We start from the raw sequence: 25,486 nt of genomic DNA on the forward strand, positions 1-25,486 counted from the left end.
GGTCGCGTCCACACAGGTATGTGCACAATTTGGTATTCAGCCGTTGCAGTCACTCATCCAGTGACTCGGTGTACACCACCCACACGCTGCATGGCATTTTGTACAGCACATGCTCCACCGTGCTGCCGATCAACCGGCCCATGCCGCGATGGCCGATCCGGCCCATGACGATCACATCCACATCATGGGTCTCGGTGTAGTGGGTCAGTACCTTGGTGGGGTTGCCCATGATCATGTGCCGCTGCTCCGGCGCGATGCCGTTGCGCGCGGCCAGTTCGTTGAAGGCATTCTCCTGGAGGTCGAACAGGGTCTTGACCTGGTCCGAAGAGAAAAGCGCCGAACCGTTATAGAAGTTGAACTCGTCCGCGCTGATGGATGAAAGGTCATAGGCGTAGACCACATCGAGTTCGGCATTGCAGGCGCTCGCCAGTTTTGAGGCTTCGTGAAGGATCCGGTCGTTGAAACTGTTGTATTGATCATCGCGGTGAAACGGGTCGATCGCCGCGACGATCTTGCGCGGCAACGCGCGAGTGGCATGGCTGACGAAATGCAGCGGCACCGGGCATTCACGCAACAAATGCACGTCGAGGGGGGTAAACACCAGCCGCGACAGCCGCGATGGATGATCCAGCGCCTTGATCAGCACGTCCATCGGCTGCTCCTTGAGGTGAATCAGGATCTCCTCCAGCGGATGCTCGACCCAGGCCACCTCGGTGGTGACGTTCACACCGATCTTGCGCAAGGGGTGGGCCTGTTCTTCAAGCCACTGGCGGTGGCGCTCGACATAGCCCAAGCGCATCTGCTCCATGGCCTTTTCGTTGACCAGGCTGGCGGTCGCCAGGCCTTCCAGATAGTCGAAGGCCACGATGTGCAGGGCCGCCCCCTCGGCCTTGGCCAGCATCGCAGCCCGGTCAAAGGCGGGGCTGTGTTCCATCAGCGGTGAGGCGACCAGCATGAAGCGCGGTTGACCAGACATGACAAACCTCCCGTGGGTAAGCGAGCAGACGGTGGTCGTTCAATACATCTCAATCCTTTCATTATTGACCATGATCAACCCCTCGTCCGGTTCTAATGTGGGAGCGGGCTTGCTCGCGAAGGCGTCGGCATATCCAACATCGATGTGCCAGACAGACCACCTTCGCGAGCAAGCCCGCTCCCACAGGGGGATTTTGGTGTTCTTTTTATCTAAACAACCTTTGCGCCCCGAGCCTCCAGCAACTCCCGTAATACGGAGCGATGGCAGTGCGCCTCGTCTTCGCAGTAACACCCCACGGCCAGTGAGGTTTGATGGGAGAGGGCGGCCAGCAGGTCCAGCAGCTGACTGGGCGCGGGATGGTTCATCTCGGCCTTGAACTTGCGCTTGAAAGCCTCCCAGGCTTTGGCGTCTTCTGCCGCTTTGGCTTCGGCCACCAGTTCGGGGCTGGGGGACAGCAGCGGTTGCCACACATCATAGAAATCACGGCTGGCGAATTCGGCCTTCGGTACGCCACGGGGCGGGCGGCGTACCGTGCCCAGGCGCAGGCCTTCATTTGCGGGGCGGGGTGAGCCGAGTCGCACGATATGGATGGGCATGATTGCAGTGCCTATTTGAGCCGCGAGCCGTCGAACCACTCCAGCGCCGTGCGCCAGATGCAGATCCCCAGGAAGTACGCCGACATCAGCAGCCACAGGCCCATCACCAGTGGATTGATGACCGGATGGTTGAGCACCAGCGACAAGCTGCACAGCAACCAGATGGCCGTCACGGCAATGTTGATCGGCATGAAGCGGCGCACGCGGAACGGGTGCAGGAATTTCATTCGAGTCACGGTCAACAGCGCCAGGCCGATCACGGTGAGCAACGTGATCCACGGCGACGGACCGATGATGTACAGGCACAGCGCAACCACGTTCCACGCAGCGGGGAAGCCCTGGAAGTAGTTGTCCTTGCTCTTCATGTTGACGTTGCAGAAGCAGAACAGCGACGACACCAGAATCAGCGACACGGTCAGCAGCAGGGTGTAGTCCGGCAACGGGATGTAACGGTAGATGAACAGCGCCGGGATAAACACATACGTCAGGTAGTCGATCACCAGGTCGAGGATCGAGCCGTCGAAACTCGGCAGCACCGATTGCACATTGACCTTGCGTGCCAGCGCGCCGTCCAGCCCGTCGACGATCAGCGCCACGCCCAGCCACAGCAGGCAATGGGTGGGCTGGTTCTCCAGCAGGGCGAGGGTCGCGAGGAAAGCAGTGACCACGCCGGTGGCGGTAAAACCATGGGCGCCCCATGCTTTGAGCCTGGCGATGTGTACGGTGGATATCACGGGGGCGTTCTCCAGAAAATGAAGCAAGCCAGTTATCACCCTGCTATTGAGGGCGTCGGCAAACCGGATCGGGTTGCAGGTATCGACCGGATTTTCGGGGATAAGGTTCACCACCTTTGAATCTTAGACGCCGCACAAAAAAATACCCCGGAAATATCCGGGGTACGTCATGAGCGTTGTCTGCCTGTGTTGTCAGCTTAATGAGGAAAGAACACACGCAGCCGATGGCTATCCGGGTCAAGGGCGACGAAGGTGCGACCGAAATCGAGTTCGGTCGGTGTTTGCAGCATGGTCAGCCCCAGGGCGCTCCACTTGGCAAACAGTGCATCGACCTGCTCGGCGGACTCCACCGGGAACGCCAGCTCGGTTCCGCCGCCCGTTACAGTCGTTGCAGGTTCGGCGGTATGCCGCGACCAGAGCCCCAGTTTATAGCCGTCGTCCAGGACAAACAGGGCGAAGGTCGGCGACTCTTCCACGGGCTTGCGCTCCAGCAGAAACTCATAAAACCGTGCACTGACGGCGGGATTGTCCACGAAAAGCAAAATGAAACGGGGAGTGATCATGGGGTTGCTCCATTAGAAGGTGGGCGCAGCATAAAAGGAGGCGCTGTCAGTTTCTGTCAGGAGTGTGAAGGGGCACCTTTTGACGTCAGCCAGACGGAGTTGGCGGAATGTCCGGCGAGGACTATCGTTGCCTGACTTGGTTTCTGCCCATCAATGAGGACGTCGTCATGAACACCAGCGATTTGCTTGAGCAATTACTGCGGGCCGGCCAGGGCTCGTTGTCGCAACAAGGTGGTGGTGCGGCGTCGACTCAAGGCGGCTTGGGCGATTTGGGTGGCTTGCTCGGTGGCCTGTTGGGTGGCAGCGCGGGTGGAGGTGCTGGCGGCGGAGGTCTGGGAGGTTTGCTCGGTGGTCTGTTGGGCGGCGGTTCCCCTTCGGGCGGTTCAAGCCAAACGCGCTCGGGCGGCACCAACTATGCGGCGTTGGCCTCTTTGGGGATGATGGCGTTCCAGGCCTATCAGGCATGGCAACGCAGCCAGGCTTCGGCACCCCAACAGGCGCCGCGTACCGTTGATCTGTTGTCCGGTCCGGAAATCGAAGACCACAGCCACGCCATCCTTCGCGCCTTGATCGCCGCCGCCAAGGCCGACGGCCGTATCGACGACGCCGAGAAACAAATGATCAGCACTGAAATCGGCCGCCATACCGACGACCCGCAACTGCAACAATGGCTCGATGACGAAGTCGCCCGGCCGCTGGATGCCGCCGATGTGGCGCAGTCCGCCCAGGACCCGGGCATGGCCGCCGAGATGTACCTGGCCAGCGTGATGCTGGTGGACGATCAGCAGGATGCCGAGCGCAATTATCTGGACGAACTGGCCGCTGCGCTGAAGATCGATCCAGAGCTGCAACTGCACCTGGAGCAACAGGCCAAGGGCGGTGCGGCTTAAAAGGTCGAAAACGTGCCGTGCCGGCAACGACGCGACGAACGACGGGGCGGCCCCTCCTGCATGAAATACGTATTTCTGCAGGAGCTGCCGCAGGGCTGCGATCTTTTCGCGGCCATAACGCCTAATCGGTGACCTTCAAGCCCAATGCTGCAAAACACTCTTCGATCGATCGCCGCTGCGTCTCGGCATACAAGCCCAACTCATCAATCGTCGACCGTCCCAGCGCCTTTTCGAACGCCTGTTGGTTCGAGTGCACACCATAGTGGGTTTGCGCCGCGTCCCCCAGGTTCGACTGAAAAATCCCCGCCGCACTGACCGGCAGGAAATCTTCGTACACCAGCGGTTCAACCCGCACATACCCGTCGCGGAGCAAATCCTCCAGAGACGCGTCTTTCAGCCCATCCGCCGCCAGGCCTTTTTCGGTCATGAAGTAGCGAAAGTACGCCAGTTCCTGTTGGCGCATTTCTTCTACGGTGTCAGGGAATTCGCCAAAGTGCTGCGTCATTAGCGCGTTGTAGCGTGCGGCATTGGCTTCGTTGGGGAACTCCTTGAGCTCATCCCGGGCAGCGTTGAGCAAACGGTCGTAAAGTGCCCGGCCCTTGGGCGTGAGCGCTGCGCCGCGTTGTTCGATTTCACCGAAGCGGGCGCTGTGGCTGCCGCGCATCTCGGCTTGATCGGTAAAAGCAATCGGCTCGTCCAACGCCTTGAAGCTGGTTTGACGCAGCAGAATCGGGCATTGGCGGCGGGGTGGGCCTTCGATCACCGCTTTGGGGGTAATGCCATGGGCGGGCATTTGTGCCTGGACGATGTCGATGTCCAGGGTGCGCGGCGTCAGGTGGTTAATGTGCGGGCCTTTGAACGCCACCACGTCGGCGATCAGTCGATGCTGGGCGCTGAGTTGTTGGTACTGCTCGGCGGTGACGGTGGCGCTGTGGTGCCAGCGGAAGGTTTCCAAGGCTTGTGCGACGAAGTCCTGCGCCTCGTATTCGGTCAGCCCTCCCTGGGTTTCGGCGCGCTCGATGAGCGTCAGCGCAGCCGGGGTGAAGATTGAACGCTGGTCCAGCACTGATTGGGCAAAGGCCCGCAGTTCGGTGTCTTCGATCAGTTCCAGGCGCAGTAGCGAGGTGAACACCCGGAACGGGCTGACTTGCAACGCCGCCTCATGCACGGCACGGAACGCGGTGGAATGCACCGGCACGCCGGCCGGGGTCAGGTCGTAATAGCCCACCGGTTGCATGCCCATCACCGCGAACAGGCGGGCGAGGGTTGCCAGTTCAGTGGCGGTGCCGACGCGGATTGCACCGTGGCGCTCCAGGTCCAGCCGCTGGATTTCCCCGGTGCTGTGCAGCTGTCGGGCGATTTGCGGGTCGCTGTCCAGCACGTGGCGGTTGGTCTGTTCCACCAGTTCCATCAGCGCGCCGTACAGCGGCACTTCTTCGCGGTACATGTCGGACATCGCTTTGGAGAAGCGTTGGCGGATCAGGTCAGGGCTGACGAAATTCGGGTGGCTCATGAAAAAAATTCCTGGCGCAGTGACGTAACGGATGCCGGAAAAGATCGCAGCCTTCGGCGGCGCCGACAAACGAAGTTTCTGACGAACTTCATTCTGCCAAGGACTGTTCTTGCAACGCGGAAGTGTTCGGTCAACGCAGCACTTGGTCCACCAATTCGATCCAGTGCCTGACTGGGGTGCGTCCGGCGCTGTTGAGGTGGCTCTGGCAGCCGATGTTGGCGGTGGCGATGACGTCGGGGTGGCCGCTTTCCAGGGCGTTGAGTTTGTTGTCGCGCAGTTGCCGGGCCAGCTCCGGTTGGGTGATCGAATAGGTGCCCGCCGATCCGCAGCACAAATGACTGTCGGGCACAGCTGTGAGATTGAAGCCCAACCGCGTCAGCACGGCCTCGACCGCGCCGCCGAGTTTCTGTGCGTGCTGCAAGGTGCAGGGGCAGTGAAAGGCGATCCGTCGGTCGGTGGCGGCGCAAACTCGCTCCAACGACTCATCGGCCAGCACTTGCACCAGGTCCAGGGCCATTTCGCTGACTCGCCGTGCCTTGGCCGCATAAACCGGGTCGCGCTCCAGCAGATGCCCGTAATCCTTGATGAATGCGCCGCAGCCGCTGGCGGTTTGCACGATGGCCTCGGCGCCGCTTTCCAGGTGCGGCCACCAAGCGTCGATGTTGCGTCGGGCGCGGTCCAGGCCCACAGCTTGGGCGTCGAGGTGATAGTCCAGCGCGCCGCAACAACCGGCTTCCGGCGCCGCAATCACGCTGATTCCCAGCCGATCCAGCACCCGCGCCGTTGCGGCGTTGGTGTTCGGTGACAGACCGGGTTGTACGCAGCCTTCGAGCATCAACACCTGGCGCGCATGCCGAGGGACGGGGCGTTCGCCCGGAGCAGGGAGGTCGTGGGGTAACTTCGCCTCAACACCCCGTGGCAGCAACGGCCGGAAAGTGGCGCCGATCTGCAGCAGGGTCTTGAACAGGTTCGGGTTCGGCGCCAGTGCCCGCAGGCCCTGACGCAACAGCCGTTGACTGGCCGGGCGCGGCACTGCTTGATCGATCACGGCGCGGCCAATGTCCAGCAGGTTGTGATAATCCACCCCGGACGGGCAGGTGGTTTCGCAGTTGCGGCACGTCAGGCAGCGATCCAGGTGCAACTGGGCCTGGGCCGTGGCGGGGGCGCCTTCGAGCACTTGTTTGATCAGGTAGATGCGCCCGCGTGGCCCGTCCAGTTCGTCGCCGAGCAGTTGGTAGGTCGGACAGGTGGCGTTGCAAAACCCGCAGTGCACGCAGGTGCGCAGAATCTTGTCCGCTTCTTCGGCGCGGGGCAGTTTCCGGGACTGCTCGCTAAGGTTGGTTTGCATCTAGAACTCCGCGTACATCCGGCCGGGGTTGAACAACCCTTGCGGGTCCAGTTGCGCCTTGAGTTGCCGGTGATAGCGCAGCAGCGCCGGGGCCAGGGGCTGGAAAGGCATTTCTGTGACGCCATGGCTGAAACAGGTGGCATGGCCGCCGTGCTGCTGAGCCAGTGATTGAATGTTATCGGCTGCTGATTTCAACCAGCGTTGCGCGCCACCCCAGTCGATCAACTGCTCGCCGGGCAAGTCCAGTGGCCCGAGGTTGTTGGGCAATGACAAGCGCCACAACGGCAGGCCTTCATTGAAAAAGTCTAGTCGTTGTTCGTTCAGGTCGGACCAATAGGCCGAGTCCAACGGTTCGCCGCCGAGCCGTTGATGGGCCGCCGCGACCGAGCCTTCGCCACCTTCCAGGCGCAGGTACAAACGCTGGCCATCGTGGCTGGCAGCGCTGATGGGCAGCGGTTGCTGGCCCCATTGCGCCAGATTGGCCAAGGCGCGGGCGCAGTCGATGTCCAGGCTGATGCTCAGGCATTGCCGGGGTTTGGGCAGCACCTTGAGCGAGACTTCGGTCAGCACCCCGAGGCAGCCGTAACTGCCAACCATCAGGCGCGACAGGTCATAGCCGGCGACGTTTTTCATCACTTCGCCGCCAAAGCGCAGGTGAGTGCCCAGACCGCTGATCACCCGCGTACCGAGGACAAAATCGCGCACCGAGCCGGCCCATGGGCGCCGTGGCCCGGACAGCCCCGCCGCGATCATCCCGCCGACCGTGGCGCCTTCGCCGAACGACGGCGGCTCGCAGGGCAACATTTGCCCCGCGGCATCCAGCGCGGCAAACAGTTCGCTCAGCGGTGTGCCGGCGCGAACGCTGATCACCAGTTCCGTCGGGTCATAGCTGACGATGCCGCAGTGGGCGCGGGTGTCGAGCACTTCGCCGGCCACTTCACGGCCGAGAAACGCCTTGGTGTTCCCTCCCTGAATGCGCAGCGGCGTGGCGTTTTCCAGCGCCTGCCTGACCTGCTCGAGCAGGGCTTCACTGGCATCGAAATCTGCCATCAGAAACGCTCCAGATCAGGGAACGGCAGTTTTCCTGCGTGGATGTGCATCGCGCCGAATTCCGCGCAGCGGTGCAGGGTCGGGATGTTCTTACCGGGGTTGAGCAGCCCCTGCGGGTCAAACGCGGCTTTCACCGCGTGAAACAAGGTCAACTCGTCACTGTTGAACTGCGCGCACATCTGATTGATTTTCTCCCGGCCCACGCCGTGCTCGCCGGTGATGCTGCCGCCGACTTTCACGCACAGTTCGAGGATCTTGCCGCCAAGGGCTTCGGCCCGTTCCAGTTCGCCGGGCTGGTTGGCGTCGAACAGGATCAGCGGGTGCATGTTGCCGTCGCCGGCGTGGAACACGTTGGCCACCCGCAAGCCATATTCTTGCGCCAGGTTGGCGATGCCCTTGAGTACGCCGGGCAGTTCGCGACGGGGGATGGTGCCGTCCATGCAGTAGTAATCCGGCGATAGACGGCCGATGGCCGGGAAGGCGTTTTTGCGTCCGGCCCAGAACCGCACGCGCTCGGCCTCGTCCCGCGCCTGGCGCACCTCGCTGGCACCGGCTTGTTGCAGCACCTCGCGGACTCGCTCGCAGTCGTCATGGACATCGGCTTCGACGCCGTCCAGTTCGCACAGCAGGATCGCTTCGGCATCCACTGGGTAACCGGCGTGGATGAAATCCTCGGCGGCGCGGATCGCCAGGTTGTCCATCATCTCCAGGCCACCGGGAATGATCCCGGCGGCGATGATCTCGGCCACCGCGCGACCGGCCTTTTCCACGGAATCGAAACTGGCCAGCAGTACTTTGGCGACCTGGGGTTTGGGCAGCAGTTTGACCGTGACTTCGGTGATGATCCCCAGCAAGCCTTCGGAGCCGGTGAACAGCGCCAGCAGGTCAAACCCCGGCGCGTCCAGCGAGTCGGCGCCGAGGGTCAAGTGTTCGCCTTCAAGGGTCAGGATTTCGAGTTTCAGCAGGTTGTGCACGGTCAGGCCGTACTTGAGGCAATGCACGCCACCGGCGTTTTCCGCGACGTTGCCGCCGATTGAACAAGCGATTTGCGAGGACGGGTCCGGTGCGTAATACAAACCGAAGGGCGCCGCTGCCTGGGAAATCGCCAGGTTGCGCACCCCTGGCTGGACCCGTGCGGTGCGGGCGGCGGGGTCGATGTGCAAGATGTTGTTGAATCGCACCATCACCAGCAACACGCCTTTGTCCAGCGGCAGCGCACCGCCGGACAACCCGGTGCCGGCCCCGCGCGCCACCACCGGCACGTTCCGGGCATGGCAGAGCTTGAGCAGTGCCTGCACCTGTTCAAGATGCCGGGGCAGGGCCACCAGCATCGGCGTGGTGCGATAGGCCGAGAGACCGTCGCATTCGTAGGGTTTGAGCTCTTCCTCGCGCCAGAGGATATCCAGGTCCGGCACCTCCTGTTGCAAGGCCTTGAGCAGCATGGCCTTGTCGACATTGGGCAGGGCGCCGTCGATGCGTTCGTCGTAAAGAATGTTCATCAATCGCGCCTCGTATGAATCGCCGAGCATCCCCCCCGAATTATCTGCCAACCCGTAGCAGCTGCCGAGCTTGCGAGGCTGCGTTCGGCTGCGTAGCAGTCGTAAAACCAGAGCTTGCAGTGCATCAGGCAAACTGCGTCAGCCGGATTCACGACTGCTGCGCAGCCGAACGCAGCCTCGCAAGCTCGACAGCTGCTACCGGCGAACGCAGCCTCGCAGGCTCGGCAGCTGCTACGAGGCGGTGGGGGTCATGTGATGCGCCCGCAAAAACTCCCGGTACAAGCGTGCGGTTTTGGTCGGCTGCTCAACCATCGGCATGTGGCCGACACCGTCCCAGATTTCCACCCGCAGATCGGCGATGCCCTTGCTCCAGACGGGCACGCTGCTGACGTCGATCAAGCGGTCCTTGCGCCCCCACAGCAGCAGCGCCGGGCATTTGATGTCGGGCAGTTTTGGCTCCATCGGCGGGCTGGCCCGGAAGTCCCTGAAGATTTCTTCCAGCTCGTCGCGCTGCTGTTCATAGCGCTGGGCGACGGCGTCCAGCACGATCCCCGGTACCCATGGCGGCGAAGCCATGGTCATGGCGTAGAAGTGCTGAAACTCTTCACGGGAATGAATCAGGAACGGGTTATGGCCGCGAGCCAGGTGGCGCTCCATGTCGCTGGGTTCCGGGGCAGTGACGCCGGCCGGGTCGAGCAGCGCCAGCGAGACGATACGTTCGGGGTAATTGACCGCCAGCCATGCCGCGATGTAGCCACCCATGGAATTGCCGATCACGTGCACCTTCTCGACGCCGCAGACATCGAGCAGCTGGATCAATCGTTTGGCCTGGACCGGAATGTCGTAGCCACCACCGGCCTTGAAGCCGGTTTCGCCATGGCCGGCGAGGTCGGGGATGATCACCCGGTAGTCGTTGACGAAATGCCGGGCGAAGCGCAGCCAGATATTCTTGTCGGCGCTGTAGCCGTGCAGCATCAGTATGTTGCTGGAGGCTTCGTAGGGGCCGCCTTGCCAGGTCGAGACGGTCATTTCGGTGATCGGCACGATAAGCTTGTGCAACCGATACAGCCGGGCCTCCAGCGCCATGTTCAAATCATAGAGCCAGTAACCGATGGCCGGGTAGCTCAACCAGCTCCAGGCCGCGAAAACGGCGATAGCGACAACCAACAAAAGCATCAGGCTATTCCTTTTGCAGTGATCAGGACGGAAGGTGGTTGGCGGAGCCTCTGCAGCGGCCTCCTGTTTATCGTGGTTTATCGATCCCTTACTTCATGTATAGACAAACATTGGGCACTCGCCTCATCGCGATGCCACACTATTGGAGCTACCAGCTGTCAGACCGTCATCCGGTGATGGCTATTCGCCGTTCCCCTGATAGACTTCAAACACTTTCACCCATGTGTTGTCAGGCTCGGTTCAGTAGTACAGAGGCCTCTATGGAAAAAAAGGGAGGAAAGGGACTTTCATTGGCCAGGAGGCTTTATGGGTCGCGCATCCTGGGTCTGGCCCTTGGACTATTGTGTGTCGGTGCAGGGATGTATCCACTCGACCCCGCGCCCTGGGTCTGGGTGGTGATGCTGTTCAACGGCGTCATCTGGCCGCATGTGGCCTATCAATGGGCGCGTCGGGCGAAAATTCCTTATCACGCCGAACACCGCAACATTCTGGTGGACGCGTTTCTCGGCGGTTTCTGGGTGGCCGCCATGCAGTTCAATCCGCTGCCCAGCGCAGCTACGCTGTCGATGATGGCGATGCACAACGTGGCCATCGGTGGCTTGCGTTTTCTGTTGGCGGGTGCCGTCGCGCAGGTGCTCGGGATAGGCCTCGGGCTGCTGGTGTTCATGCCGGCTTTTGTCCCGCAAACCAGTCCATTTCAGCTATACGCCTGTTTACCTTTGCTGTCGATTTATCCGATGTCCCTGGGCTGGGTCTGCTTCCGTCAGGCCCACACCCTCGGCCGACACAAGCGTGAGTTGCTGGCCCTGAGCCGCACCGACAGCCTGACCGGTCTGCTGAATCACGGTGCCTGGAAAGACCAGCTGGACATCGAGTTTCAGCGTTGCCGGCGCCAGCAGAAGGGCGGGGCCATTGCGTTGATCGACATCGACCATTTCAAGACCATCAACGACACCTACGGCCATGTCGCCGGGGACATCGTCTTGCGTCAGCTGAGCAAAATCCTCAAGCAGAACCTGCGGGCAGCCGATGTCGCCGGCCGCTATGGTGGCGACGAATTCTGCGTGCTGCTGCCGGACCTGCCGCTGGAGCGCGCCGCCGTGGCGATGGATGCGCTGCGTGCTCGTTTCGCCACGTTGGGTTACGAGCAGAACCCGGCGCTGAAGGTCAGCTTGAGCATCGGCCTAGCGGCCTTCAACCCGGACCATGACGACGCGACCCTGTGGCTCAACGACGCCGATCAGGCGCTCTACGAAGCCAAGACCACCGGGCGTAACCGCGTCATCTGCCATGGCGACGGCAAGCCGCGTAAAGAGTTGCTTGATTCTGTGTGACCCAATATGCACACAAGCCCGCTCCCACAGGGAATGCGTGGTCATGCAGGTTTGTATGTGTCGCATCCGGTGTAGAGCCTTGCGTCGTAGTCAGGTAGGGTCTAAAGACCCCGACACGAAACAAGGATCGATTCATGACGTTCAAGCTCCCGCGCTCTCTCCTGGCCACCAGCCTTGGCCTGACCCTCGCCCTCGGCACCTTCACCCCCGCAGCCTTCGCCGAACCCCACAAACAAGTCCTCGCCGATGCTGAACAGTACAAGGCTGAAGCCCTGAAACTGTTGGAACGGCTGGTGAACATCGACTCCGGCTCCGGCTATGAACCGGGCCTGACCCAGGTGAGCGACATCGCCATCGAAGAGTTGAAGAAACTGGGTGCCACCATCGAACTGGTGCCCAACACCCCGGACGAGAGCAACCATGTGCTGGCTACCCTCAAAGGCACCGGCAAGGCGAAGATCCTGCTGATGGCGCACATGGACACTGTGTTCAAGGAAGGCTCCGCCGCCGAGCGTCCGTTCCACATCAAGGACGGCCGCGCCTATGGGCCGGGCGTGATGGACGACAAGGGCGGCATCGTCGCCGGGATCTACGCGCTGAAAATCCTCAAGAACCTCGACTTCAAGGACTACGCGCAGATCACCTTCCTGCTCGATGCCAGTGAAGAAACCGGCTCGGACGTCGCCACCGACCTGATCAAGAAAACCGCCAAGGCCCACGACGTGACCCTCAACCTCGAACCGGGCCGCCCGGCCGATGGCCTGGTGGTCTGGCGCAAAGGCAGCGCCACTGCTGTGGTCGAGGTCAAAGGCAAGGCTGCGCATGCGGGCGTTGCCCCGGAATTGGGGCGTAACGCTGCCATGGAAGCCGCGCACCAGATTCTGCAACTCGGCAAACTGGGCGATGAAGCGAAGAAAACCACCATCAACTTCACCGTGCTCAAGGCCGGTGACCGCACCAACGTGATTCCGGATCAGGCTACGGCCAAGGCTGATGTGCGGGCGGCGGTGCCGGAGGAATTCGACCGGATCGAAAAGGACCTGGCGCGGGTGTCGAAGGACAAACTGATTGCCGATACGCAAGTCACCACCAGCCTCAAGCGCGGCTTGCCACCGATGCCGCAAACGGCGGAATCGGATCGCTTGATGGCCATGGCCCAGGGCATTTACGGCGAAATTGGCCGCAAGTTGACGGAAGAAGGCAGCGGCGGGGCGGCAGATGCGAGTTTGTCCGCGGGTGTTGGCACGCCGACGCTGGACGGGTTCGGGATTGTCGGCGGCAACATCCATACGCCTGAAGAGTACGCCGAGGTCGAAAGCGTGGCGCCGCGGATTTATTTGCTGTCGCGGATGATTATGGAATTGGCCAAGCGGTAATCGGCCAGATCGTCAGGGCCCTGTGGTGAGCATTGCCCAATGCGGAACCCGCTCCCACAGGGATTTTCAGTGTTTCGGCTTACTGCGTATTGCCTACTCGATCGGTGTATCGACAAACACCTCAAGCCCCTCGGCATACGCCGTAAACGCGTTGATCAGTGGAAACTGCTTGGCCTCCACCTGATCCGGCACCACCAGGTTGGTAAAGCTCCAGGCCACCGCCAAGCTAATCCCGTCCTGCGCAATCGAGCCGTCGGTCTTCAGCGGCTGTTTTCCCAGCTCCCGCTCCAGCGCCGAATACGCCGCCGCCAATTGCCCTTCGACCCGTTCCACCCAAGGCGCGTACTGAATTTCCGCTGGCCGCAGGTTGCGTTCGTAGTAAAGCTGTACCGACTTCTCGCACGCCGCCAATGCCAGGCCGATCAGCCGCAGCGAGCGCAAGCGTTGAACCGGATTGTCGGATATCAGGCTTTTACCCGGAGCGGCCAAGGCTTCGAGGTAATCGATGATCAGCGTTGAATCCATCAACACCTCACCGTCATCCAGCACCAGCGTCGGCGCTTTCACCACCGGGTTGATCTGCTGGAACTGCTCGAAGTGCCTGAACACCGAAACCGACGCGTGTTCCAGCGGGATGCCCAGGCATTTGGCGGAAATGGCGACGCGCCGCACGTAGGGCGAATCCAGCATGCCGATCAGTTTCATTGAGCCTCTCCTTACAGACGGTCCTTGGGGAGGGACAACCTTAGCCGAGGTTCAGCGACCTGCAAGCGGTTTCGCGCTAATTCTCAGGCCTATTGTTCATCCTCGAAGGCTAATCCTCAAAACCTGCCTGTTCATGAATCTCATCGACCTTCAATTCCAGTCGATAAGCCACGGCGATGAACAGCGCCTGGCACAGGCACAAGGTGGCACTCAATGAACGGAAGGCAAACGAGCTGCCCTCGTTGACCAGCAGCACGGTGTTGGCGCGCTTGGCCAATGGCGAGAGGTTGCTGTCGGTGATGATCAGGGTTTTCGCCTGATGGTGCTGGGCGATGCGCAGGCAGTGCTGGGTTTCCTTGCCGTAGGGCGTGAAGCTGATGGCGATCACCAGGTCGTTGGCGCGCACGCTGCGCATCTGCTCGCGGTAGCTGCCGCCAAGGCCCGACACCAGGTGGATGCGCTTGTTGGTGTGTTGCAGGTTGTAGACCAGGTAATCGGCCACCGCAAACGAGCGACGCACCCCGACCACGTAGATGTTATCGGCATTCACCACCAGGTCCACGGCCTTGTCGAAAGCCTGGTCATCGAGTTCCAGCCCCAAACGCTCGATACCCGACAGGGTGGCGTTGATGCATTCGCGCGCCAGGTCGCCGCCGCTGGCCTTCTGCGACTTGTTGGCGATCATGCTGCGGATGCGTTGCTGGTAGTTCTGCACCGGCGTGGTCTTGTGGGTGTAGGCCTCGCGAAACAGCGCCTGCATTTCACTGAACCCGCTGAAGCCGAAGCGCTGGGAAAAGCGCACGATGGCCGACGGGTGCACTTCGCATTCGCGGGCGATGTCGCTGATGCGGTCGACCATGATCCGGTCGCTCTGCTGGCTCATGTAGCTGGCGATGCGTTTGAGCTGGCGCGGCAGACTTTCGTACTCCTCGGTGATCAGCTGCAACAGACGCTCGGCATTGATCGGAGGGCTGGCGAGATCGCTGTCGGGCGAGCTCTCGGTCGTAGCCGGCTGATCGGTGCGGGACATAGAAAATCCTTCTGGCTTGTTCTTATAGGAATGACGGTTCTCGTCATCCCCTGACAATAGGTTGGCTGTGCGCAGTCTACAGGGTAGGCCGGAATAAAATCTTGAGCTTGCAATCGGCCTGGGGTCTGCTGAAACGATGCACGGTGTCTGGAACGCTTGTATCAAAGTTTATTGGAAAAAATATTCCACGTAAAAAATATATAGAATAAATATTGATTGTTCGGCCCCGGTCGTTTTAGTCTGCATCCACCAAGAGTGTTCGGCGCCTTCATCGCCCCGAACGCAGGCTGATAAAAATAACAGGAGCCAGCATGGGCCAGACTCGTTTTGCCAGTGGGCGTCAATTGGATCTGATTTGCCTCGGACGCCTTGGCGTCGATCTTTATGCGCAACAAGTCGGGGCGCGGCTGGAGGATGTGAGCAGCTTCGCCAAGTACCTGGGCGGTTCGTCCGCCAACATCGCCTTCGGCACCGCGCGGCTGGGGCTGAAGTCGGCGATGTTGAGCCGGGTAGGGGACGACCACATGGGCCGTTTCCTCGTTGAATCCCTGGTCCGTGAAGGCTGCGACGTCAGCGGCATCAAGGTCGATCCGGAACGCCTGACCGCCATGGTCCTGCTGGGCCTCAAGGATCGCGAAACCTTTCCCCTGGTGTTCTACCGCGAAAACTGCGCCGACATGGCGTTGCGCGCCGAAGACATCAGCGAAGCCTTTATCGCTTCCAGCAAAGCCCTGCTGATCACCGGCACCCATTTCTCCACCGACGGCGTCTACAAGGCGAGCATTCAGGCGCTGGACTATGCCGAAAAGCATAACGTCAAACGGGTGCTGGACATCGACTACCGCCCGGTGCTCTGGGGTCTGGCCGGCAAGGCAGACGGCGAAACCCGTTTCGTCGCCGACCAGAACGTCAGCCAGCACGTGCAGAAAATCCTCCCGCGTTTCGACCTGATCGTCGGCACTGAAGAAGAATTCCTGATCGCCGGCGGCGCCGAGGATCTGCTCACCGCGCTGCGCAATGTCCGGCGCCTGAGCGCGGCAACCCTGGTGGTCAAGCTCGGCCCGCAAGGTTGCACGGTGATTCATGGGGCGATCCCGGCGCGTCTCGAAGACGGCGCGATCTATCCCGGTGTGCGCGTCGAAGTGCTGAATGTGTTGGGCGCCGGCGATGCCTTCATGTCGGGTTTCCTCAGTGGCTGGCTGGAGGACGCCAGCGACGAGCGCTGCTGCCAGTTGGCCAATGCCTGCGGCGGTCTGGTGGTGTCGCGCCATGCCTGCGCCCCGGCGATGCCGACCCGCGCCGAACTCGATTACCTGTTCAACAGCCCGGTGCCGATCACCCGGCCGGATCAGGACGTGACATTGCAGCGTCTGCACCAGGTCAGCGTGCCGCGCAAACAGTGGAAGCAACTGTTCATCTTTGCCTTCGATCATCGCGGGCAACTGGTAGAGCTGGCCCATAAGGGCGGGCGCGACCTGAACGCTATCTGTGAACTCAAACAACTCTTTATCAAGGCCGTGGAACGGGTCGAGGCGGATTTGCGTGAGCAGGGCGTCGACGCCGATGTCGGCTTGCTGGCCGATCAACGTTTCGGCCAGGACTCGCTGAACGCCGCCACCGGTCGTGGCTGGTGGGTGGCGCGGCCGGTGGAAGTGCAGGGTTCGCGGCCATTGGCGTTCGAACACGGGCGCTCGATCGGCAGCAACCTGATCGCCTGGCCGCAAGAACAGATCATCAAATGCCTGGTGCAATTCCATCCCGACGACGAGCCACTGCTGCGTCTGGAGCAGGAAGCGCAGATCAAGGGCCTGTATCAGGCCTCGCTAGTCAGCGGGCATGAGTTGCTGCTGGAGATCATTCCGCCCAAGGATCACCCATCACCGCATCCGGACGTGCTCTATCGCGCCCTCAAACGCCTCTACAACCTGGGCATCTACCCGGCGTGGTGGAAGATCGAAGCGCAGAGCGCCGAGGAGTGGAAACAACTCGACGAGCTGATTCAGGAGCGCGATCCGTATTGCCGTGGCGTGGTGCTGCTGGGCCTGAATGCCCCGGCAGCGACCCTGGCCGAAGGGTTTCAACAGGCCAGCCAGAGCCAGACCTGCCGTGGTTTCGCCGTGGGCCGGACGATTTTCCAGGAACCGAGCCGCGCGTGGATGGCCGGTGAAATCGACGACGAGGCACTGATTCGCCAGGTGCAGGGCACCTTCGTCGAACTGATCGATGCCTGGCGCACGGCCCGAGCCTGAACAAAGTTATGTGGTCGATTGGGCTTTTTGTGGCGAGGGGGCTTGCCCCCGTTCGAGTGCGTAGCACTCGCTATTTTGGGACCGCTTCGCGCTCCAACGGGGGCAAGCCCCCTCGCCACAAGAGCGCCACTGGCCACAGATGATTGGCCGAATTTTTTAGAGAAAACAATAAAAGGTGCAGCCATGCCCGCTATCCGAATTGGCATCAACCCGATCTCCTGGAGCAACGACGACCTGCCGTCCCTCGGTGGCGAGACGCCGTTGAGCACCGCCCTCAGCGAAGGCAAGGACATTGGCTACGAAGGCTTTGAACTCAACGGCAAGTTCCCCAAGGACGCCAAAGGCGTCGGCGATGTGCTGCGGCCTTACGACCTGGCGCTGGTGTCGGGCTGGTATTCCAGCCGTCTGGCCCGCCGTTCCGTGGCCGAGGAAATCGACGCCATCGGCAGCCATGTCGAGCTGCTGGCGAAGAACGGCGCCAAGGTGTTGGTCTATGGCGAAGTCGCCGACTCCATTCAAGGCCAGCGCATTCCACTGGTCGAGCGCCCGCGTTTCCACACCGAGCAGGCCTGGCAAGAATACGCCGACAAACTCACCGAACTGGCGCGTTTCACCCTGTCCCAGGGCGTGCGTCTGGCGTATCACCATCACATGGGTGCCTACGTCGAATCCCCGGCCGACATCGACAAACTGATGGCGTTGACCGGCAGCGAAGTCGGCCTGCTGTTCGATTCGGGTCACTGCTACATGGGCGGCGGCGAACCGCTGCAGGTGCTGTGCAAACACATCGAACGGGTCTGTCACGTGCATTTCAAGGATGTGCGCAAACCGGTGGTGCAACTGTCGCGCAACAACCTTTGGAGCTTTCCGGACTGCATCATCAACGGCACCTTCACCGTGCCTGGCGATGGCGACATCGACTTCGGCGCCTTGCTCGACGTGCTACTGGGCGCCGATTACCACGGCTGGCTGGTGGTGGAAGCTGAGCAGGATCCGGCGGTGGCACCGAGTTACGTCTACGCCAAAAAAGGCTACGACACCTTGCGTGCCTTGCTCGACGAGAGGACCGCGCGATGAGCCTGTTGGTCAAGAGCAATGCCCGCGGTCGGACCATGGTCGAGCTGGGTCAGGGTGAGTTGGAATACGTCGGTTTTGCCGCCTATCGCCTGAGTCTTGGCGAAACCCTTCCGGTCAGCGCGGGTGACAAGGAATTGTGCCTGGTGCTGCTCAGCGGTCGGGTCGGCATCAAGGGTGAAGCACCGGGGCAGGGCGCGTTCGACTGGAACAACATCGGCGATCGCCAGTCGGTGTTCGAAGACAAATCACCGTTCGCCGTGTATTTGCCTCCCGGCAGTCAGGCCCAGGTGGTGGCGTTGAGCGACGTGCAAATCGCCGTGTGCGCGGCGCCCGGTTCGACCGCCGAAAACCTCGGCGCGCGGCTGATCAAACCCGACAGCATGAAACGCAGCGTGCGCGGCAAGGGTGCCAACACCCGTTATGTCTGCGACATTTTGCCGGACACCGAGCCCGCCCATTCGCTGCTGGTGGTGGAAGTGCGTACGCCGTCCGGTCACTCGTCGAGCTACCCACCGCACAAGCACGACACCGACGATCTGCCGCACCAGAGCTTTCTCGAAGAAACCTATTACCACCAGATCAACCCGCCCCAGGGCTTCGTGTTCCAGCGGGTCTACACCGACGATCGCAGTATCGATCAGGCCATGGCGGTGGAAAACAGCGACCTGGTGGTGGTGCCCAAGGGTTATCACCCGGTCAGCGTGCCCTACGGCTATGAGTCGTATTACCTGAATGTGATGGCCGGCCCGAAACGCGTCTGGCAGTTCCATAACGATCCGCAGCACAGCTGGCTACTGGATCTCTAAATTCCAACATCCAAAGGGAGAACAAGAATAATGAGCGACGCCCCGGTCATAGGCCATTACATCGACGGTCAGCTGCAGGACAGTGGTAGCGAGCGGTTCAGCAATGTCTTCAATCCGGCCACCGGCAGCGTTCAGGCGCGGGTCGGGCTGGCCAGCCAGAAGACCGTGGATGAGGCCGTCGCTTCGGCCATGAAGGCGTTCCCGGCCTGGTCCGAGCAATCGTCCCTGCGCCGTTCGCGGGTGATGTTCAAGTTCAAGGAATTGCTCGACCGCCATCACAACGAACTGGCCGAAATCATCAGCCGCGAACACGGCAAGGTGTTCTCCGACGCCAAGGGCGAAGTGACCCGTGGCATCGAAATCGTTGAGTACGCCTGCGGTGCGCCGAACCTGCTGAAAACCGATTTCAGCGACAACATCGGCGGTGGCATCGACAACTGGAACCTGCGCCAGCCATTGGGCGTCTGCGCGGGCGTTACGCCGTTCAACTTCCCGGTGATGGTGCCGCTGTGGATGATCCCGCTGGCACTGGTCACCGGCAACTGCTTTATTCTCAAACCGTCTGAGCGTGATCCATCCGCCAGTTTGCTGATGGCTCGTTTGCTCACCGAAGCCGGATTGCCGGACGGTGTGTTCAACGTGGTCCAGGGCGACAAGGCGGCGGTCGACGCCTTGCTGCAACACCCGGACATCGAGGCGATTTCCTTTGTCGGCTCGACGCCGATTGCCGAGTACATCCACCAGCAAGCCACCTCGCGCGGCAAACGCGTACAGGCGCTGGGCGGGGCGAAGAACCACATGATCGTCATGCCCGATGCCGATCTGGATCAGGCGGCGGATGCGCTGATCGGCGCGGCTTACGGCTCGGCCGGTGAGCGCTGCATGGCGATTTCGATTGCCGTGGCCGTCGGTGATGTCGGTGACCAGTTGATTGCCAAACTGTTGCCGCGTATCGATCAACTGAAGGTCGGCAATGGCATGCAGGGCGACAGCGACATGGGGCCGCTGGTGACCGCCGAACACAAGGCCAAGGTCGAGGGCTTTATTGGCGAAGGCGTGGCCCAGGGCGCACAACTGATTGTCGATGGGCGCAACTTCAAGGTGCCGGGCGCCGAGAATGGCTTCTTCGTCGGCGCGACGCTGTTCGACAAGGTCACGACCGAGATGAGCATTTACCAGCAAGAGATCTTCGGCCCGGTGCTGGGCATCGTGCGCGTACCGGATTTCGCCAGCGCCGTGGCGCTGATCAACGCCCATGAATTCGGCAACGGCGTGTCCTGCTTCACCAGCGACGGCGGCATTGCCCGCTCGTTTGCCCGCAGCATCAAGGTCGGCATGGTCGGCATCAACGTACCGATTCCGGTGCCCATGGCCTGGCACTCGTTCGGTGGCTGGAAGCGCTCGCTGTTCGGTGATCACCACGCGTATGGCGAAGAAGGCATTCGCTTCTACAGCCGCTACAAAAGCGTGATGCAGCGTTGGCCCGACAGCATCGCCAAGGGCCCTGAATTCAGCATGCCGACAGCCAAATAATTCACGTGTGCGGAGAACAACAAAAAATGAGCAAACCCCTGCGTTTCGCCTTGAACCGTATGGTCGCCCCACGTCTGTCCCTGCCGGCGTTCATCGAGTTGGCGGTGACCCTCAAGGCCGACGCCATCGAGATTCGCAACGACCTCAAAGGCGTCGAGATCGAGGATGGCACCGCACCCGAACACGTCCGTGAGCTGTGCGCGGCCAAAGGCATCACTGTGCTGTCGATCAACGCGCTGTATCCGTTCGATGTCTGGAATGACGAGCGCCGCGCACACGCCCTGAAGCTTGCCGCTTATGCCCGTGACTGTGGCGCACGGGGCTTGGTGATGTGCCCATTGAACGACCGCGCCGATCCACGAACCGAAGCGCAGCGTGCGTCTGGCCTGCGCACGGCGCTGAGTGAACTGGCACCGATCCTGCGCGATCACGGCATTCTCGGCTTCATCGAACCGCTGGGTTTCGAAGAATGCTCGCTGCGGCGCAAACGCACGGCAGTCGATGCGATCAAGGCCATCGGAGGGCTGGATGTGTTTCGTCTGGTGCATGACACCTTCCACCATCACCTGGCCAGCGAGCATGAATTCTTCCCTGAACTGACCGGGTTGGTGCACATCTCCGGCGTCGAAGATGCCGAGGCGCCACTGGCGACCATTCGTGACGGCCATCGGGTGCTGGTGGGCGAGGGCGACATCCTCGGCAATGCGGCGCAGATCGACACCTTGCTCAGTAGCGGCTATAGCGGCTACCTGTCGTTCGAACCGTTTGCCGACAGCGTCCATGACCTGGCGGATATCCAGACGGCGATCGGCGCGAGCATGGATCACCTGCAGAAATCCCTGAGCTGACATCGGATTCGCATACGGAAAAGGTGCAAGCATGACCACAACAAGACTGACCATGGCCCAGGCCCTGGTGAAATTCCTCGATAACCAGTACATCGAGGTCGATGGGGTTCAGAGCAAATTCGTCGCTGGGATCTTTACCATTTTTGGCCACGGCAATGTGCTGGGGCTGGGGCAAGCCCTGGAACAGGACAGCGGCGACCTGATCGTCCATCAGGGCCGCAACGAACAAGGCATGGCCCACGCGGCCATTGGTTTTGCCAAGCAACACCTGCGGCGCAAGATCTACGCCTGCTCTTCATCGGTGGGCCCGGGCGCGGCGAACATGCTGACTGCTGCCGCGACGGCCACCGCTAACCGTATTCCCTTGCTACTGTTGCCCGGCGACGTTTATGCCTGCCGCCAACCAGACCCGGTGTTGCAACAGATCGAGCAGTTCCACGACCTGAGCATCAGCACCAACGATGCGTTCAAGGCCGTGAGCAAATACTGGGACCGGATCAACCGTCCCGAGCAACTGATGACGGCGGCGATCCACGCCATGCGCGTGCTCACCGACCCCGCCGAAACCGGCGCCGTCACCCTGGCCTTGCCGCAAGATGTGCAGGCCGAGGCGTACGACTATCCCGATTACTTCCTGCAAAAACGCGTGCACCGCATCGAGCGCCGTCCGGCCACCGAAGCGATGCTCGGCGATGCCGTGGCGTTGTTCAAAGGCAAGCGCAAACCGCTGATCATCTGCGGCGGCGGGGTCAAGTATTCCGGTGCCAATGCAGCGTTGCAGGCCTTTGCCGAGCGCTTCGATATTCCTTTCGCCGAAACCCAGGCCGGCAAGAGCGCGGTGGTGTCGAGCCATCCACTGAACGTCGGGGGGATCGGCGAAACCGGTTGCCTGGCGGCGAACCTGTTGGCCAAGGACGCTGATTTGATCATAGGCGTCGGCACCCGCTACAGCGATTTCACCACCGCGTCGAAATCCTTGTTCAAACACCCGGATGTGCAATTTCTCAACCTCAACATCAGCCCTTGCGACGCCCTGAAACTCGATGGCGTGCAACTGCTGGCGGACGCCAGAACCGGCTTGAACGCCTTGGCCGCTGTGTTGGGCGACTATCGCTCCGGCTGGGGCGATCAACCCCGACAGGCCCGGGCGCAGCTGGACGAGGAAGTCGACCGCATCTATCAGGTCGAATACCAGACTCAAGACTTCGTCCCGGAAATCAACGATCACCTGGACCCGGCGGTGCTGCGCGAATTCATCGAGCTGACCGGTTCCTGCCTGACCCAGAGCCGGGTGCTCGGTGTGCTCAATGAAACCCTGACCGATGATGCGGTGATCGTCGCCGCCGCCGGCAGTCTGCCCGGCGACTTGCAGCGCAGCTGGCGCAGCAAGGGCGTGAACACCTACCACGTCGAATACGGTTATTCGTGCATGGGGTATGAGGTGAACGCCGCACTGGGGGTGAAGCTCGCCGAGCCTGAGCGCGAGGTCTATGCGCTGGTGGGCGACGGCTCCTACATGATGCTGCACTCGGAGCTGGCGACCTCGATCCAGGAGCGCCGCAAGATCAACGTGGTGTTGCTGGACAACATGACCTTCGGCTGCATCAACAACCTGCAAATGGAACACGGCATGGACAGCTTCGGCACCGAGTTCCGTTTCCGCGATCCTGAAACCGGCAAGCTCGATGGCGGTTTCGTGCCGGTGGATTTCGCCATGAGCGCGGCGGCTTACGGCTGCAAGACCTACAAGGTGAACACGGTTGAAGAGCTGCGAGCTGCGTTGGCGGATGCGCGGTTGCAGACGGTGTCGACGCTGATCGACATCAAGGTCCTGCCCAAAACCATGATTCACAAATACCTGTCATGGTGGCGGGTCGGCGTGGCGCAAGTCTCCACCAGCGCGCGCACCGATGCGGTGGCCAAGACCCTCAACGAACGATTGGCCAAGGCCCGTCAATACTGATTGCCCTGAAACGAACAACAGGAGTGTTTATATGTCTTCGCTTTCCAATTCGTTGCGCATTGGCGTCATCGGCACCGGGGCCATCGGCCAGGACCATATCCGTCGTTGCAGCCAGACCTTGCTCAACAGTCAGGTCGTCGCGGTCACTGACATCAATTTGCAGCAAGCAGCCAAGGTCGTCTCCGATCTGAAGCTGACCGCCGAGGTTTATCCCGATGGCCACGCGCTGATCAAGGCGCCGGACGTCGACGCAGTCCTCGTCACCTCCTGGGGCCCGAGCCACGAAGAGTTCGTACTGGCGGCCATTGCGGCGGGCAAACCGGTGTTCTGCGAGAAACCGCTGGCGGTCACCGCCGAAGGCTGCCGCAAGATCGTCGAGGCCGAAGTGGCCCACGGCAAGCGACTGGTGCAGGTTGGTTTCATGCGCCCGTACGATGAAGGTTATCGGGCATTGAAATCGGTGATCGACAGTGGCCAGATCGGCGAGCCGCTGATGCTGCACTGCGCACACCGCAACCCGACCGTGGGTGAAAACTACAAGACCGACATGGCGATCACCGACACGCTGATCCATGAGCTGGACGTGTTGCGCTGGTTGCTCGACGACGACTATGTGTCGGTGCAAGTGGTGTTCCCGCGCAAGACCAGCAAGGCCCACGCCCATTTGAAAGACCCGCAGATCGTGTTGCTGGAAACCGCCAAGGGCACGCGCATCGACGTGGAAGTGTTCGTCAACTGCCAGTACGGCTACGACATCCAGTGCGAAGTGGTAGGGGAGACGGGCATCGCCAAACTGCCGGAGCCGTCGCAGGTTCAGCTGCGCAGCGGAGCGAAACTGTCCAATGCGATTCTGATGGACTGGAAGGACCGGTTCATCGCCGCGTACGACGTCGAGTTGCAGGCGTTCATCGATGGCGTGCGCGCCGGGCAGGTCGGCGGGCCATCGGCGTGGGACGGTTTCGCCGCCGCCGTCGCTGCGGATGCCTGCATCGAGGCGCAGAACAGCGGCCAGATCGTCAAAGTCGCACTCCCTGATCGCCCACACTTCTACGGCTAACCGATCGTTCCCACGCTCTGCGTGGGAATGCATCCCGTGACGCTCCGCGTCACAAAACGGACGCAGAGCGTCCATGGCGGCGTTCCCACGCAGAGCGTGGGAACGATCAGCGTAAGGTGATGGAGAACAAAAAAATGCGCATCGCACTAGACCCCTACATGTACCGCAACCTGTCCCTGGGCAAGATGGTCGACAAGGTCGCCGAGCTTGGTTACGAACACATAGAGCTGTCGCCCCGGGAAGATTTCCTGCCGTTCTATAAAGCCCCGCGAGTCGACAAGGCGCGGATCAAGGAATTTCGCAAAGCCCTGAGCGACACCGGGGTCAAACTCTCTTCCTTATTACCCATGTACCACTGGGCCGCCGCCGATGAAGGTTTGCGCGTAGCTGCCGTGCGCAACTGGAAGCGGGCGATCCAGATTGCCGTGGAGATGGACTGTGAACTGGTCAACACCGAGTTCACCGGTCAGTCGGACAACCCATTGGTCTGCGAGAACCAGTTCATGCGCTCCATGGACGAACTGATCCCCGAGTTCGAACGCGAAGGCATCAAGCTCGATATCCAGGCCCATCCTTATGATTTCTGCGAGCGCAACAACGAGTCGGTGGACATCATTCGCGGTCTGGACCGCGACTGGATCAACTACCTCTACGCCGCGCCACACACGTTTTTCTATGACGATGGCGTGGGTGACATCGCCTCGATGCTCAAGTACGCCGGCTCGAAGCTGAGTCACTTGATCATCGCCGACACCTACAACCACAAGGCGTCCTCGGGCTTGCGCTACATCGTCAACCCGCCGGGCGTCACCGCCACCGTGCACCAGCACCTGGACATCGGCCAGGGCGAGGTCGACTGGGAAGCGTTTTTCGGCACCTTGCGCGAGATCAAGTTCGATGGCATCGCCACCGTCTCGGTGTTCGCCTGGGAAGACCGGCCGGACGAGTCCAACCGGATGATGCTCGAACGCGTGACCCGCGAACTCTGCCAATAACCGCGGCATACACAAAAAACCTGTGGGAGCGGGCTTGTGTGGCGAGGGGGCTTGCCCCCGTTCGACTGCGAAGCAGTCGTAAACCAGTCACTGCTTTCTAAATTCAATAACGCGGTGATTGGTTTTAGGGGTGCTTCGCGCCCCAACGGGGGCAAGCCCCTCGCCACA

At 61.3% G+C, this 25,486-nt stretch carries 22 protein-coding genes; 11 read left to right on the forward strand and 11 right to left on the reverse strand.

The features are described 5' to 3' along the window. Positions 1-49: 49 nt before the first annotated feature. The 4 genes from JUI81_RS31095 to JUI81_RS31110 form a co-directional block, all read right to left on the reverse strand. Complete coding sequence (locus JUI81_RS31095) at positions 50-976, reverse strand: universal stress protein (RefSeq protein WP_019582704.1); 927 nt, start codon at positions 974-976, stop codon at positions 50-52. Positions 977-1,185: 209 nt separating this feature from the next. Continuing rightward, complete coding sequence (locus JUI81_RS31100; RefSeq protein WP_204125640.1) at positions 1,186-1,572, reverse strand: DUF488 domain-containing protein; 387 nt, start codon at positions 1,570-1,572, stop codon at positions 1,186-1,188. Between the two features lie 11 nt (positions 1,573-1,583). Further along, the gene (pcsA, locus tag JUI81_RS31105; RefSeq protein ID WP_018928045.1) at positions 1,584-2,306 is read right to left on the reverse strand and encodes a phosphatidylcholine synthase; all 723 of its coding nucleotides are present in this window, start codon (positions 2,304-2,306) and stop codon (positions 1,584-1,586) included. Positions 2,307-2,503: 197 nt separating this feature from the next. Then, positions 2,504-2,869, reverse strand: coding sequence for a VOC family protein (locus tag JUI81_RS31110; RefSeq protein WP_018928044.1), 366 nt, complete (start codon positions 2,867-2,869; stop codon positions 2,504-2,506). A 107-nt stretch (positions 2,870-2,976) separates the two neighbouring features. Between JUI81_RS31110 and JUI81_RS31115 the strand changes: the two genes are divergently transcribed. Next, a complete protein-coding gene (locus tag JUI81_RS31115; protein WP_019582702.1) occupies positions 2,977-3,759 on the forward strand; it encodes a tellurite resistance TerB family protein in 783 nt (260 codons plus the stop codon). A gap of 121 nt (positions 3,760-3,880) precedes the next feature. Here JUI81_RS31115 and JUI81_RS31120 read toward each other — a convergent pair whose 3' ends face one another. From JUI81_RS31120 to JUI81_RS31140, 5 genes are all read right to left on the reverse strand, one after another. Then, positions 3,881-5,272 (reverse strand): VOC family protein, encoded by a 1,392-nt coding sequence (locus tag JUI81_RS31120; RefSeq protein WP_019582701.1) that lies wholly within the window; start codon positions 5,270-5,272, stop codon positions 3,881-3,883. Between the two features lie 130 nt (positions 5,273-5,402). Beyond that, positions 5,403-6,620, reverse strand: coding sequence for a glycolate oxidase subunit GlcF (gene glcF, locus JUI81_RS31125; RefSeq protein ID WP_204125641.1), 1,218 nt, complete (start codon positions 6,618-6,620; stop codon positions 5,403-5,405). Further along, on the reverse strand, positions 6,621-7,670 hold the full coding sequence (glcE, locus tag JUI81_RS31130; RefSeq protein WP_204125642.1) for a glycolate oxidase subunit GlcE: 1,050 nt from the start codon (positions 7,668-7,670) through the stop codon (positions 6,621-6,623). Further along, a complete protein-coding gene (gene glcD / locus JUI81_RS31135) occupies positions 7,670-9,169 on the reverse strand; it encodes a glycolate oxidase subunit GlcD (protein ID WP_204125643.1) in 1,500 nt (499 codons plus the stop codon). Before glcD ends, glcE begins: the two co-directional genes overlap by 1 nt. A gap of 231 nt (positions 9,170-9,400) precedes the next feature. Beyond that, the gene (locus JUI81_RS31140) at positions 9,401-10,345 is read right to left on the reverse strand and encodes an alpha/beta fold hydrolase (RefSeq protein WP_018928038.1); all 945 of its coding nucleotides are present in this window, start codon (positions 10,343-10,345) and stop codon (positions 9,401-9,403) included. Positions 10,346-10,605: 260 nt separating this feature from the next. Between JUI81_RS31140 and JUI81_RS31145 the strand changes: the two genes are divergently transcribed. Together JUI81_RS31145 and JUI81_RS31150 are read left to right on the forward strand one after the other, a co-directional pair. Next, on the forward strand, positions 10,606-11,679 hold the full coding sequence (locus tag JUI81_RS31145) for a diguanylate cyclase (protein WP_204125644.1): 1,074 nt from the start codon (positions 10,606-10,608) through the stop codon (positions 11,677-11,679). A gap of 134 nt (positions 11,680-11,813) precedes the next feature. Further along, on the forward strand, positions 11,814-13,055 hold the full coding sequence (locus JUI81_RS31150; RefSeq protein ID WP_204125645.1) for a M20/M25/M40 family metallo-hydrolase: 1,242 nt from the start codon (positions 11,814-11,816) through the stop codon (positions 13,053-13,055). Between the two features lie 93 nt (positions 13,056-13,148). Here the strand turns inward: JUI81_RS31150 and JUI81_RS31155 are convergent, their stop codons facing one another. Next, complete coding sequence (locus JUI81_RS31155) at positions 13,149-13,760, reverse strand: glutathione S-transferase (RefSeq protein ID WP_204125646.1); 612 nt, start codon at positions 13,758-13,760, stop codon at positions 13,149-13,151. A gap of 109 nt (positions 13,761-13,869) precedes the next feature. Continuing rightward, the gene (locus tag JUI81_RS31160) at positions 13,870-14,790 is read right to left on the reverse strand and encodes a MurR/RpiR family transcriptional regulator (RefSeq protein ID WP_007939390.1); all 921 of its coding nucleotides are present in this window, start codon (positions 14,788-14,790) and stop codon (positions 13,870-13,872) included. A gap of 311 nt (positions 14,791-15,101) precedes the next feature. Here JUI81_RS31160 and iolC point away from each other — a divergent pair, with 311 nt between their 5' ends. The 8 genes from iolC to JUI81_RS31200 all read left to right on the forward strand — a co-directional run bounded on the left by iolC (position 15,102) and on the right by JUI81_RS31200 (position 25,318). Continuing rightward, positions 15,102-17,039, forward strand: a complete 1,938-nt coding sequence (iolC, locus tag JUI81_RS31165; protein WP_204125647.1) for a 5-dehydro-2-deoxygluconokinase — start codon at positions 15,102-15,104, stop codon at positions 17,037-17,039. A 183-nt stretch (positions 17,040-17,222) separates the two neighbouring features. Continuing rightward, positions 17,223-18,116 (forward strand): myo-inosose-2 dehydratase, encoded by an 894-nt coding sequence (gene iolE / locus JUI81_RS31170; protein WP_018928033.1) that lies wholly within the window; start codon positions 17,223-17,225, stop codon positions 18,114-18,116. Continuing rightward, positions 18,113-18,922, forward strand: a complete 810-nt coding sequence (gene iolB / locus JUI81_RS31175; RefSeq protein WP_204125648.1) for a 5-deoxy-glucuronate isomerase — start codon at positions 18,113-18,115, stop codon at positions 18,920-18,922. Before iolE ends, iolB begins: the two co-directional genes overlap by 4 nt. A gap of 30 nt (positions 18,923-18,952) precedes the next feature. Beyond that, positions 18,953-20,455 carry a CoA-acylating methylmalonate-semialdehyde dehydrogenase gene (locus JUI81_RS31180; protein WP_204125649.1) on the forward strand — a complete coding sequence of 501 codons (1,503 nt, stop codon included), beginning with the start codon at positions 18,953-18,955 and terminating at the stop codon, positions 20,453-20,455. A 26-nt stretch (positions 20,456-20,481) separates the two neighbouring features. Beyond that, positions 20,482-21,303, forward strand: a complete 822-nt coding sequence (locus tag JUI81_RS31185; protein ID WP_086945492.1) for a TIM barrel protein — start codon at positions 20,482-20,484, stop codon at positions 21,301-21,303. A gap of 31 nt (positions 21,304-21,334) precedes the next feature. Continuing rightward, positions 21,335-23,266, forward strand: a complete 1,932-nt coding sequence (gene iolD, locus JUI81_RS31190) for a 3D-(3,5/4)-trihydroxycyclohexane-1,2-dione acylhydrolase (decyclizing) (protein ID WP_204125650.1) — start codon at positions 21,335-21,337, stop codon at positions 23,264-23,266. Between the two features lie 31 nt (positions 23,267-23,297). Then, positions 23,298-24,323: a Gfo/Idh/MocA family protein gene (locus JUI81_RS31195; RefSeq protein WP_028941031.1), complete on the forward strand. Its 1,026-nt coding sequence runs from the start codon at positions 23,298-23,300 to the stop codon at positions 24,321-24,323. 134 nt (positions 24,324-24,457) lie between these two features. Beyond that, positions 24,458-25,318: a sugar phosphate isomerase/epimerase family protein gene (locus JUI81_RS31200; protein ID WP_007939382.1), complete on the forward strand. Its 861-nt coding sequence runs from the start codon at positions 24,458-24,460 to the stop codon at positions 25,316-25,318. Positions 25,319-25,486 lie beyond the last annotated feature (168 nt).

The organism is Pseudomonas sp. 008, from assembly GCF_016861935.1.
Classification (GTDB): Bacteria; Pseudomonadota; Gammaproteobacteria; order Pseudomonadales; family Pseudomonadaceae; genus Aquipseudomonas.